This is a genomic window from Myxococcales bacterium (assembly GCA_016706225.1).
In the GTDB taxonomy this organism is placed as follows: Bacteria; Myxococcota_A; Polyangia; order Polyangiales; family Polyangiaceae; genus JADJKB01.
Map to the genome: position 1 here is coordinate 293,458 of JADJKB010000010.1, position 12,654 is coordinate 306,111.

Sequence of the window (12,654 nt, forward strand, 5' to 3'; positions counted from 1 at the left end):
CAAAAGCCCCCGGCTCAGCCCCCGCGTTTGCCGACCTTCGCGGCCTTCCGCTCGAGGCGCGCGCGCCGACGCAGGCTCGCTTCGTCGGTCTCCGACGTCCCCCGCTCCAGAATTGCCAGGGCCTTGTCCGGCGCCCGGACGTGATGTTCGTACAGCTTCGCGAGCTCCAGCCGCACCAGGGGGTCGTCCACGTCCGCCGCAAACGCCTCGAAGTCCGCGAGCGCCGCGGCGCGATCACCGCGGGCCTTGGCGATCTGCCCGCGCACGCGCAGCGCCTCGGGATCGAGCGCGCGGGCCACGGCGGCATCGGCTGCCACGCGCGCTCGCTCGGGCGCTTTGGCGCGATGAAACACCCGCGCCAGCCCGATCAGATCCTCACCCTGCAAGAGCGCGAGGGGTTCACCGTACAGCGCCACGAGCGCCGCCATGCTGATGACGTCGAGGGCGTTGTGTTCGACGACGGCGGAGAGCGCAGCCTCGTCCCCGGTGCGCAGGTAGTGACCGTAGCGCGCGGCGACGTCGCCGCCCTCGATGTCCCCCACGCGCTGAAACCCGAGCACGTCCGCCTCGAGGCCGATCAGTCGGCAGGCCCCGAGCCGGGCTTTGTGCAGCCGCCGCCCGACGTGCAAGAGATCCAGGTGCGGGCGCTGGGGCGGCAATGGCCGGTGATTCATCACGTATCTGCCGCGCAACAGCGGCAGATCGAAGGCCTTGCCGTTGTAGGTCACGAGCACGCCAGCCGCCTCGATGCGCTCGCGCAGGAGCTCGAGCAGCGCCACCTCCTCGCCGGGGCGCCGCAGCAACAGCTGCTCCATCACCAGCACCCCGCGCTCGTCGAAGTGCGCCAGACCCACCAGGAACGCGAGCACCCCTGCCCCGCCGCCGAGGCCCGTCGTCTCGGTGTCGAGGTAAAGCGCACGCCGCGGGTCGACCGCGGCGAGGCTTGGCTCGAGGGCGAGCAGACCCAAGAGCTCGGGATCCGCCCGCGCGGCTTCCTCCACCGCCATGCGCCCGACGTGATGCGAGCGCGGAAGATGTTCACGCCGCTGATAGAGCGGTCCGTGCTCGGTCTCGCGGCGCACGAAGGGCAAGAGGGTGAGCTCCGGATTGGGAGGTTCCCGCTCGCTAGTCTCCGGCGCACGACCGAGGATCTCCGCCATGCGCGCTCGCAGGTCGTCGAGCGTGGCCCCGGTCTCCGGCAGCGGCGCGGACGGCGCGGGCCGCCCGGGGCGGAGGAACGAAAGTCGGCGCCGCAGATCCACGGAACAGTTGTACAGGCTCCACCTTCGACCCGCAATTATCGCGGAAAATCCCCCGACTCCGCCTCTTCGCGGGCATGCTCCCCGGCGCGCATGGCCATCCACGTCTTCGGCCTGACGGGCGGAATCGGCTCCGGCAAGAGCAGCGTCGCGGCCCGCTTTCGCGAGCGGGGGCTGCCGGTGATCGACGCCGATCAGCTCGCCCGCGAGGTCGTGGCCAAAGGCACCCCCGGGCTCGCCGAGCTCGTCGAGCGCTTCGGCGTGGAGGTGGTCGACGCCAGCGGTGAGCTCGATCGCCCGAAGCTCGCGGCGCTCGTGTTCAGTGACGAAGCGGCGCGGCGCGCGCTGAACGCCATCACACATCCGCGCGTGCGCGACCTCGCGCTGACCCGCGTGCAAGAGCTCCGGAGAACGCGGGGAGCCCCTCGCGTGTTACGAGGTGCCGCTCTTGATCGAGAGTGGGCTCGCGGAGCTACTGCGACCTCTGGTCGTCGTGGTCGTGGACGAGGCAACCCAACTCGAACGCAGCATGCGGCGCGACGGCGCGACGCGCGAGCAGATCGCGGCGCGCATCCGGGCGCAGCTGCCGCTCGCAGACAAGGCGAAGCTGGCGGACCACGTGCTCGACAACTCGGGCTCGCTCGGGGCGACCCGGGCCGAAGCGGATCGGATCCTCGACCACATCGCCCGCGGGCTCGGCATCGATCCGGCGCGTTACCCCAGCGGCTGAACCCGGGGATTCTCGGGCATTTTCCGGCTTTTTCCGGCCCGCGTCAGCTGCGCCGCCGGGCCGCCTCGAGGGTGTTCTCGAGCAGCATGGCGATGGTCATGGGCCCCACCCCGCCGGGCACCGGCGTGATCGCACCCGCGGTCGGCTCCACGTCGGCGAAATCGACGTCGCCGCACAGCTTGCCGTTCTCGTCGCGGTTCATCCCGACGTCGATGACGATGGCCCCGGGTTTGACCCAGTCCGCCTTCACCATCTTCGCCCGCCCGACGGCCGCCACCAGCACGTCCGCCTCTCGACACAAAGCAGGCAGCTCCCGCGAGCGGGAGTGGGCGACCGTTACCGTCGCGTGTTCCGACAGCAAGAGCGCCGCCAGCGGTTTGCCGACGATGTTGCTGCGACCGATCACGACTGCCCGGGCGCCGACCAGCTGTGCGCCCGCCTCTTTCAGCAGTCGCATGCAGCCCCGCGGTGTACACGGCACGAGTCCCGCTTTGCCCGTCCAGAGCGCACCGACACTGACGGGGTGAAATCCGTCCACGTCCTTGGCAGGATCGATGCTGTCGAGCACCGCGTCGGAGCGAATGCCCTCCGGCATCGGCAGCTGGACCAGGATGCCGTCCACCGCAGGATCGCGGTTCAGGCGTTCGACCAACGCCAGCAACTCCGTCTCGGAGACACTCGCGGGCAGGCGGTGCACGGCGCCGGCGATGCCGACCTCCAGGGCGGCTTTTTCCTTGTTTCGCACGTACACCGCGCTGGCCGGATCCTCGCCGGCGAGCACCACGTGCAGCCCCGGCGCGCGCCCGTGTCGGGCCACGAACTCGGCCACACCCACCCGCACTTCGTCCCGGACCGCCTTGGCGATCAGCTTGCCGTCGATGAGCTTGGCCACGCCGCCGAAGTAGCAGAGCCACGCGGGGCGGTCGACGGGAAACGCGCGAAGCGCTGCGGCGCAGGCGCGCGCGCGGCTCAGTTCACCAGCACGTCGGCCAGGGTCACGCTGTCGGGCTGCAACAACACATACACGCCGCCCGAGCTGGTGCCCGCGTTGAACTGGAAATTTTGTTTGTTGGGCAGCTTGGCGCTCGTGACGTTGACCACCACGGCATAGCCCCCGACACCCGTGCCGGGCGCGGTGTCACTCCACGAACCGCCGGTGTCGTAGGTGACGATCTCACCCTTGTGTGTGACCGTCACTCCGGTGACCGGCACGCCGGTCTTGGCGTCGACGAAACGCAAGACCACGTGCGCGGCGCCCTTCACCCGCTGCTCGGGCACGCTGAGAAAACCGTAGATGGTGTCGATGGTCGTCGCCGGTACGACGGCGAGCTCGAGCGGGGGCTGGGTGGTGTCGGTCGGCTGCAACGTCGGCAGCGTGGCGAGGTTGTTCGGGGTCACCGTGGCCCACACACCCTGCCCCTCTGCGACGCCCGCGACCACGAAGCTCGCGCCGGAGTAGCTGCCCTCGACCGGCGCGCCATCGGCGCCTTCGAAGCCGACGCTGGCCTGCTCCGCGAAGGGCACTGCGGTCAGGAAGTCGTCCCCGGTGAGCAGCACCACGCTGCCGGTCACGTCCACGCCGGTCGGAGCATCGACGGTTGCGTCGTTCGAGCCTGCCTCGAGGCCGCCGTCGCCCTTGGCCCCACCCCCACCCCCGGGCCCCGGGCCGACGCATTTCCCGCCGTCGCACTGCACGGACACGGACTCCGGGTGGTCCGCGTTCTTCGAGCACGCCGTCACGAGCGGAATCAGCACGAGAAGCGCGGCGAAACGGGTCATGCCCCCGATGGTACGGCGGCGTCGCCGCCCGGGCCAACCGCGCGGCTTCAGGCCGCGGCTTTCCGCAGCAAGAACCGGTGTCCAGCGACGGCTGCGGCCACGAGCCCCAGCCCGATCAGCTGCGAGGTGCTGAGCCCGAGGAACCCACCGCGGTCGTCGTTGCGGAAGAACTCGATCACGAACCGCGCGAAGGCGTAGAGCGCGACGAACGCGAGGAAGATCTGGCCGTCGTAGCGCTTGCGCCCGTGCAGCCAGAGAATCAAGAGCGCGGCGATGGCGAACGACGCCGCCGACTCGTAGACCTGAGTGGGGTGCACGGGCAACGACGGCTCGAACGGCGAACTGATCAGCCCTGCCTTGAACTGGGTCTCACTGGCCGGGCTGTGGGACGGAAACACGAGCGCCCAGGCGGAGTGGGTCGGGGTCCCGAAACAGCAGCCCGCCAGCAGACAGCCCATGCGCCCGAAACCCAGGCCGATGGGGATGACCATGCCGGCCATGTCGGCCGCTTTCCAGAACGGGAATCTATCGCGCCGGAGCAGGTACCAGCCCGCCACCGATGCGCCGATGAAGCCGCCGTAATACGTGAGGCCGCCAGCCCAGAATTTCGCCCACGCAAAACAGTCGACCTCCGTCGGGTGGCAGACCTGTTTCGCGGCGTCCCACACACCGGCGTAACGCGGGCTCAAACACTCGTCACGAGTGATGCGCCAGTCGACCTTGCCCGGGTCGGTGCAGAGGTGCACGTAGTCCATCAAGTACCCGTCCGCGAGCACGTGTAACAAGCGCGCGCCCACGACCCCTGCGAGCAGCATCGCCAGACCGAGATCGACGATCACATCGGGATCTTGTCCGACGCGTTTGGCCCACAGCGCACCCGCGATGGTGGCGAACAAGAACCCGGTCAGGAGCAGGATGAAGTAGCTCGGGAACGGGATCTCGAACAGTGTGAAGAGGCGACCCTGCATGGCGGCGGCGGCCCTATCCGGCGCCGGGCGGCGCACCCGCAGCAGCCTCGGACGCGCCCGGCTCGGGAGCGGGGAGATCCGGTGCCGGTGGCGGCGGCGCCGGCGGTGGAGCATCGGGGGAGGCCGCCGGTTTTCGCCGGGACGTCACCATGTCGACCGCCATCAGCGCCACACCGATGCAGATGAAGATGTCCGCCACGTTGAAGGTCGGCCAGTGGTCGGTGATGGTCCAGCCCTTCAAATACTTGGCGAGAAACCCGTTCATCTTCTCGATCCACGCCGCGTGGTAGTCGATGAAATCGACCACGCTCGAGCGGGTGATGCGATCCGAGAGGTTGCCGAGAGCACCGCCCAGCACGAGCGGCAGACCCCACTTGAGCGAGCGCTGCGTGGGCGCCAGTCGGCTGTAGAGCGACACGATGAACGCGATCGCGAGCACGCTGACGAGCAGGAAGAACGGCCGGCGGACGTTCTCGTTTGCGTCGTGCAAGAGCCCCCAAGCGCCACCTCGGTTGTAGGCCAGGGTGAAGGCCAGATGATCCTTGATCAGCGGGATCGATGGATCGAACGCGGTGCGCCGGCTGAGCGCGACCTCTGCCCAGGCCTTCGAGCCGATGTCTGCGAGCAATGACAGCGCAGCAACGACCCCAAAGAACATGAAGGACGGGCGATGCATCAGCTGCTCGATCTCTTCGCGCGATGCGGGCTGCGCGGGGATCGGCGGCGCCGGAGCGAGCGGCTCCTCTGCAAGCGTGGGCTCGGTCTGGGGTTCACCCGACGCACCCGCGTCGGCAGGAACCTGCGCCGCCTCGCCCGGCGCGGGTTCGGACAGAGCGCTCTCACCCACTTCCGCTGCCCACGGCGGAGACTCGGCGCTTGCGGCGCCCGTGTTCGCCTCGGCCGCGGGTGTCGGCGGTGCATCGACTCGCGCCGGCTCCGGGGCGTCAGCGGCGTCTGCGGGGCGGGGCGGGTCCGTCTCGTCGCTCATTTCCGGCGCCTAACTACGACAGGTCCGCCGCCAGGGCCAGTCATCCGCTCGGGGCGGGTCGACTGGTTCGCGGCGGCCATTGGAGAATCGCCCCCCAACTTGCCCCGCCGGGGGCTTGTCCCGATACCGCACATCTGTTTAGTTATTCGAGATGCCCGCTGCCCCCTGGTCCAAACCCCACGGCGTCGACTCGGTCGTCGCCGGTTGGCTCGAATCCGGCACCGTTCGCCCCTGCCTCGCCGCCGAGCGCCTGCTCGGCGAGAGCGGCGGGACCAGCGCTCCAGTTCCGCCTGACCTGCCGGCGGGCCTGCGCGCCGCCCTCGCCGCCCGCGGCATCCGCGAGCTCTACTCCCATCAAGCCGAGGCCATCGCCGCGGCGCGCGGGGGGCGTCACGTCGTGGTCGCAACGCCGACCGCGAGCGGCAAGAGTTTGTGTTTTCACCTGCCGGTGCTCGAGGCGTTGACCGTCGACCCCTCCGCGAGCGCGCTGTTCGTTTATCCGACCAAGGCGCTGTCGCGCGATCAGGAGCACAACCTGCGGGCGTTGATCGGCGAGGCGGGGCTCGAGCTGCCCGCCACCGTCTACGACGGCGACACACCGGGGGACGCACGACGCGCGGCACGCGAACGCTGCCGGGTGCTGCTCACGAACCCCGACATGTTGCACGCCGGCATCTTGCCGAACCACGCGCGCTGGGCCGGCTTTCTCCAGGGGCTGCGCTACGTGGTGCTCGACGAGCTGCACACCTATCGCGGCGTGTTCGGCTCCCACATGGCGCACGTCATCGCACGCCTGCGGCGCATCGCACGCTTCCACGGCTCCGATCCGACGTTCGTGACGGCGACCGCGACCATCGGCAACCCGCTCGAACACGCCGCACGCCTGATCGGCGTGTCTCCCGACGAAATGGCGCTGATCGATCGCTCCGGAGCGCCGCGCGCCAGCCGTCATTTCTTCATGTACAACCCGCCGATCGTCAACGAAGAGCTGCAAATCCGCCGCAGCTCGCTCAAACAAGGCGTGGCGCTCACTGCCGATCTCGTGCGGGCGAAGGTGCCGAGCATCGTGTTCGGGCCATCGCGCAACAGCGTCGAGGTGATGCTCAAGTACCTGCGCGCCGAGGTCGGGGACGTCGCCGGACCGAACGCCATCATGGCCTACCGCGGCGGTTACCTGCCGCAGGCGCGACGGGCCATCGAGCAAGGCCTGCGCGACGGCGAGATCCTGTGTGTGGTGGCGACCAACGCCCTCGAGCTCGGCATCGACATCGGGGATCTCGACGCGGTGGTCTGCGTGGGTTACCCGGGTTCGGTCGCGGCAACCTGGCAGCGGTTTGGTCGCGCCGGGCGCCGAGGCACCACCAGCATCGCGCTCTTGGTCTGCTCCAGCGATGCGGTGGATCAGTACCTGGCGCGAGACCCCGAGTACCTGCTCGGCGCCGGGGCGGAGGAGGCGCGCATCGAACCCGCCAACACCGAGGTGCTGATCCAGCACCTGAAGTGCGCCACGTTCGAGGCGCCATTTCGCATCACCCGCGCGGGGCCGCCAGCCCGCAGCCCCGAGCCGGCGAGCGGCGAACGCTATCTGTCCCTGGATACCCAGGAGACCCGCGCGGCCCTCGAATACCTGGCCAGCCACGGCCTCGTGCACGAGTCCGGCGGGGCATTTCACTGGGCGGGCGAGGCCTTCCCGGCCAACAACGTGTCGCTGCGCAACATCGGCTGGGACAACTTCGTGATCATCGACGTGGCCACCGACAAGAGCATCGCGGAGCTCGACTGGCGAGCCGCGCACACCATGCTGCACGAACAGGCGATCTATCAGCACGACGCCGAGCAGTACCAGGTCGAACGTCTCGACTTCGAGAACCACAAAGCCTTCGTGCGCAAGGTCGCGCCGGACTACTTCACCACTGCCCTCACCTACCGCACGGTGGTGGTGATCGAAGAGAACCTCTCGAACCCGTACGGGCGCGCGCGCATCGGTTGGGGTGACGTGAAGGTCGAAGAGAAGGTGACGGGCTACAAGAAGATCAAGTTCTTCACCCACGAGAACGCGGGCTACGGCGACGTGCACTTGCCCGAGATGCAGCTGCACACCCAGAGTTTCTGGCTGACCTTGCCCGAGGCGCTGATCGAGGCGCTGGGCCTGCCGCGCGCCGCGCTGATCGACGGGCTGCGGGGTGTGGGACGTGCGCTCGAGACCGTCAGTGCGCTGGCGCTGATGTGTGATCCGCGTGACATCGGCCAGACCCTGGGCGACGGGGGCGCGGCCGACGACGCTCGCGCCCCGGGGCGTGACCCCTTCTCGGGACGCACCGGCGGCTTCGACCCGACGGTGTTTTTGTTCGATTCACTGCCGGGAGGCGTGGGCCTCGCGCCCCGGATCTACGAGCGGGCGGCCGAGCTGCTCGAGCGGGCCCGCGCGCTGATCGAGGCCTGCGAGTGCGACGCCGGCTGCCCCGTCTGTGTCGGTCCTACGGAGGAACATGGCTCCCGCAAGCGGAGCGCGGTGGTCATCCTGGACGGGCTGTTCGCGGCCGACCCGGAGCGGCCCGCCGACCGGCGGTTGCGCCAAGAGGGTCCCTACCCTACTTTTCCGAGACCGTGAGACCGCCGAAACGCCGCACGCTGGGCCTCGCCCTCTTGTTTGCGGCGGCTTCCCCCGCGCTCGTGCAGAGCTGCTTCGCGCGCCCCGAGGGAACGTTTCAAAAACCCACCGACGACGACGCGGGCAAACCCGGTCCGATCGTGATCGACGGCAGCTCACCGGGAGACGCCAAGGGAGAGCTGCCGGCGGCGGACGCCCACGCCGTGCTCGGTGTCGATCCACCCCACGGTCCGTGGAACGGCGGACAGACCGTCATGGTCCGCGGCAACGGCTTCACCAGCAAGGTGCGCGTATGGTTCGCGGGCAACGAGATCCCGTCGTCGGATCTGGTGCCTGTCGACGCCGAGCGTGTGCAGGTGGTGGTACCCCCGGGCAGCGCGGGGCCGGTGGACGTCACCGCCCAGAACGGCGAGGACGAGTCCACCCGTCGCACGCTGCTCGGCGGCTACGACTACGACTCCTTCTACGCCGAGCCGAAGAACGGGCCGACCTCCGGTGGCACGCTCGTCAAGCTCTACGGCCAAGGCACGACCTGGAACGACAAGGTCAGCGTGCTGGTGGACTTCCTGCCGTGCACCGACGTCGTGCTCACGAGCCCCACGGAGCTCGAGTGCAAGACACCCGCGAGCACGCCCGGGGTGAAACCCATCCGCGTGACGACGGAAGACAAGGTCAGCGTCGACGTGCTCGACGCCTTCACCTACGGCGACAGCGACAACGGTTTCAAGGGCGGGCTCAGCGGCTCGCCGTTGAAGAGTCAGCTCAAGATCCTGGCGCTGGACGGCTACACCGGTGAGGCCTTGCCGGTCGCCACGGCCATCGTGGGCGACGACCTGGCGAGCGCGCTGGTGCACAAGACCGACGCCAACGGCGTCACGGTGTTTCAGAGCACGGGGCTCGGCCCCAAACAGACCGTGACCGTCGCCAAGAAGTGTTACCAGCCCATCACCTTCGTCGATGTGCCCGTCGACACCGTCACGGTCTACCTCGATCCAGTGCTCTCACCTTCTTGCGCCGAAGACGGCGATCCACCACCGGTGGGAGGCACACCCCAGCTGGGCTCGGCCATCACCGGCCAGCTGGTGTGGAAGAGCCAGAAAGAGTTCGAGCAGCGCGCAGCCTGGACCAACATTCCCGACCCCAAGGGGCCGGACGAGAAGGCGGTTGCGTACGTGCTCTCGCTCGCGTCGGAGCCGACCTACGCGTTCAACCTGCCGAACGCCTCGGACGCCGTGACCCCGGACGTGAGCGGGACCATCGGTTATCAGTTCGTGATCAGCTCGCCGCCCGGCAACCTCGGACTCTACGCCCTGGCGGGCATCGAGAACCGCGTCGCCAACCCGCCCTACTTCAAGGCCTACGCCATGGGCATGGCCAAGGGGGTCTCCGCCACGCCTGGCAAGGTCACGAGCGACGTGTACATCAACATGGACATCCCGCTCGACCACGCGTTCAAGGTCAGCCTGACGGGCCCCAAGCTCACGCCCAAGGGGCCAGACCGCGCCAAGGTCAGCGTCGCGATCCGCGTCAACGAGCTCGGCTACGTGCTCTTGCCCGTCGGCGTTCAGCAGAAACTCCTGCCGCTCGGCGCGCCCATCTCGTTCGTGGGTGTGCCGCCGTTGATCAAGGGGCTCGCCTCGAGCCAGTACGTGACCACCGGCAGCGCCGTCACCGGAGTCGCCGGCACCGTGCCGCGTTCGGTCGTGGGTCTGTTGGCCACCACCAGCTCCGCCGAGATCATCAGCCTCGATCCCTTCGTCGAGATCCCGACCTTGCAGACCCCCGGCGCAAACGGCAACTGGACCGGCACCGAGCTCATCTTTGGCGGAGCACCCGGCGGCGCCAGCGTCGAGCTGACGGTGATCACGGTGCAGAGCGGCGGCGGGTTGATGAACTGGACGGTTGCAGCGCCGGCCGGGGTCAGCCAGACGAAGTTGCCGAACCTGGCAGCCCTCGGCAGCGAGCTCGCGCTCTTGCCCGGTTCCATCAGCATCAGCGTGAACCGAGCCCACATCGACCCGTTCGACTACGGCGCCCTTCGTTATCGGCAGCTCGACAGCCGCGGCTGGAACGCCTACGCGACGGACGTCTTCAATGCGCACCTGTGAGTCGAGCGGCAAACTCTCGCTCTTTCGCACCGCCCGCCTGACCCTCGGCGCCGCCCTCGGGTTCTTGCTCGTACAGAGCTGCGGCTTCGATCGTGCCGATCGCTTCCTGATCGGCGACACCAAGAGTCCTCCGCTGTGCACGGTCGATGACATGCGCTGCACCACCGGCATCGAGCGCTGCGAAAAAGGCGCCAATGGCCTGGTATGGGCCAGCGTCGAGGACTGCGCCGCGTCGGGGCTCGTGTGCGTGCCCGATGCCTTCGTGTGCAAGAAGTGCCTGCCCGGCTCACGCCGGTGCGACGGGCAGACCACGGTTTTGTGCGACTCGAGCGGCGACACTGAGGCCAGCGGTGAGACCTGCGACACCACCCAAGGCGTCGCCTGCCGCGCTGGTCAATGCGTGAACCTGTGCTCCAAGGCCAAGCAAGAGCGCAGCAACGTCGGCTGCGAATACTGGGCCGTCGATCTGGACAACGCCAACGTCGGGGCCAGCCTCAACGCAGCGGCGCAGCAGTACTCCGTCGTGGTCAGCAACCCGCAGCCCGACGTGTACGTGGACGTCGACATCGAGCGCGACGACAGCCTGCCCGGCGACCCGAACGCGCCGGCGAGCGTGGCAAAGGCCAAGATCCCGCCGCTCAGCCTGCGAGTATTCCAGCTCGGGCCGCGAGAGGTCGACGGCTCCCCGGACGGTGAGTTCAACACCGGTACACACACCGCCCTCACCCGTCACGCCTATCGCGTCAAGAGCACCTACCCGGTCGTCGCGTATCAGTTCAATCCGCTCTACAACGCGGCGGTTTTCTCCAACGACGCCTCGCTGCTCAAGCCGGTCGAGGCGCTGTACGTTGCGCCGGGCACCTTGACCCGTTCGTACGTCGCCCTCGGCTGGCCCCAGACGATTGCCAGCACCGACGATCCCAACACCAACTTCAACCCGTCCGACCCCGTCGATTTGCGGGCTTTTCTCACGATTGTCGGCACCCGCCCGAACACCAAGGTGCGCGTCGAGTCGCGCGCCAAGATCATCGGCGGCGGCCCGGTGAAGCCCACCGCCATCGGCGGAGTCGTGGAGCTCGAGCTCTCGCCCTTCGACGTCTTGAACCTCGAGACGGACGACTTCAACGCCGACTTCACCGGCTCGGTGATCTGGGCCGATCAGCCCGTCGTGGTCTTCAGCGGCAGCGAGGCCAGTGACGCTCCCTACTTCAAGACGCTCTCGGAGCGCCGCTGCTGCGCCGATCATCTGGAGGAGCAGCTCGATCCCATCGGCACCGCCGGCACGCTGTTCGTCGCCACCATTTCTGCCAATCGCTCACAGATGGTCGCTGCGGCCGGAGCGACCATCGGGGTCGTGTCCCAACCCGAGTACTTCCGGGTGATCGCGGTGACGGAGGCGGGCGCGAAGATCAAGACCTCGCTGCCGGGCGAGTTTGCCGAGCTCAGCCTGAGCGGGCGCGGCGCCTACGCCGATCTGGTCTCGACCCGGGAGTTCCTGCTCCAGAGCGACGCGCCGGTGATGTTCCAGAGTGTGTCGGCGAGCCAGGACGACGGAGGGGTACCGCGCGGTCTGCCCGGAGGCGATCCGAGCAGCATCATCATCCCGCCCGTGCAGCAGTTCCGAAAGAGCTACGTGTTCCTGACGCCGGACAAGTACAACTTCGACTTCGTGCGCATCATCGCGCCGCCCGGCGCCAACATCGTGCTCGACGGGACGCCGGTGACGAACATCGACGCCTGTGTTCCCGTCCCTGGCGACGGCCTCACGGAGGCCGAGCGCGGCGGCCCGACGCCGCCCTACGTGGTGTACCGCTGCCAGCTGAGTTTCCCGGTCATCGATCCGGCCCTGACCATCGACAAGGTGAGCGCGGGACTCCAGGACGACGGTGTGCACCGCATCGACGCGGACGTGCCCGTGGGGGTGTTGGTCGACGGCTTCGACGCCTACGTCAGCTACGCCTACGCCGCCGGCACCGAGCTCACCCAGATCGTGCCCGAGTAACCCAACCCCCGCCCCGGCCCTCGCCCTCGCCCTTACCTCTGCCCGCTCCCGCGCCCCCGCTCCCGCGCCCCCGCCCCCGCCCTCGCCCCCGCCCCCCACCCCTGATCGGTTCTCGCCGGGCCGAGCGTGAGCGTCCACCATCAGCTCGGGGTGGCGGCCCGAGCCGATGCGGCGGAAGCGCTTGCTGGCCGCACAGGGCGCACGCGCCA

The 12,654-nt window shown here is 68.8% G+C and carries 8 protein-coding genes and 1 pseudogene; 4 read left to right on the plus strand and 5 right to left on the minus strand.

The features are described from left to right. Window positions 1-14 precede the first annotated feature (14 nt). Window positions 15-1,262, minus strand: coding sequence for a ribonuclease H-like domain-containing protein (locus IPI67_19215; GenBank protein ID MBK7582323.1), 1,248 nt, complete (start codon window positions 1,260-1,262; stop codon window positions 15-17). Window positions 1,263-1,352: 90 nt separating this feature from the next. Here IPI67_19215 and IPI67_19220 point away from each other — a divergent pair. Beyond that, window positions 1,353-1,989: pseudogene (locus tag IPI67_19220) on the plus strand (dephospho-CoA kinase). 43 nt (window positions 1,990-2,032) lie between these two features. Here the strand turns inward: IPI67_19220 and folD are convergent. The 4 genes from folD to lspA form a co-directional block, all read right to left on the minus strand. Next, window positions 2,033-2,881, minus strand: coding sequence for a bifunctional methylenetetrahydrofolate dehydrogenase/methenyltetrahydrofolate cyclohydrolase FolD (folD, locus tag IPI67_19225; GenBank protein MBK7582324.1), 849 nt, complete (start codon window positions 2,879-2,881; stop codon window positions 2,033-2,035). A 77-nt stretch (window positions 2,882-2,958) separates the two neighbouring features. Beyond that, window positions 2,959-3,768: a hypothetical protein gene (locus IPI67_19230; protein MBK7582325.1), complete on the minus strand. Its 810-nt coding sequence runs from the start codon at window positions 3,766-3,768 to the stop codon at window positions 2,959-2,961. Between the two features lie 47 nt (window positions 3,769-3,815). Next, the gene (locus IPI67_19235) at window positions 3,816-4,736 is read right to left on the minus strand and encodes a prolipoprotein diacylglyceryl transferase (protein ID MBK7582326.1); all 921 of its coding nucleotides are present in this window, start codon (window positions 4,734-4,736) and stop codon (window positions 3,816-3,818) included. Between the two features lie 13 nt (window positions 4,737-4,749). Further along, window positions 4,750-5,412 (minus strand): signal peptidase II, encoded by a 663-nt coding sequence (gene lspA / locus IPI67_19240; protein ID MBK7582327.1) that lies wholly within the window; start codon window positions 5,410-5,412, stop codon window positions 4,750-4,752. A gap of 463 nt (window positions 5,413-5,875) precedes the next feature. Between lspA and IPI67_19245 the strand changes: the two genes are divergently transcribed. From IPI67_19245 to IPI67_19255, 3 genes are read left to right on the plus strand one after another with little or no spacing between them, the layout of a single operon-like run. Then, window positions 5,876-8,335, plus strand: coding sequence for a DEAD/DEAH box helicase (locus IPI67_19245; protein ID MBK7582328.1), 2,460 nt, complete (start codon window positions 5,876-5,878; stop codon window positions 8,333-8,335). Then, window positions 8,332-10,443, plus strand: coding sequence for an IPT/TIG domain-containing protein (locus tag IPI67_19250; protein ID MBK7582329.1), 2,112 nt, complete (start codon window positions 8,332-8,334; stop codon window positions 10,441-10,443). Before IPI67_19245 ends, IPI67_19250 begins: the two co-directional genes overlap by 4 nt. Continuing rightward, on the plus strand, window positions 10,430-12,445 hold the full coding sequence (locus IPI67_19255; protein MBK7582330.1) for an IgGFc-binding protein: 2,016 nt from the start codon (window positions 10,430-10,432) through the stop codon (window positions 12,443-12,445). Before IPI67_19250 ends, IPI67_19255 begins: the two co-directional genes overlap by 14 nt. The last annotated feature ends 209 nt before the right edge of the window (window positions 12,446-12,654 follow it).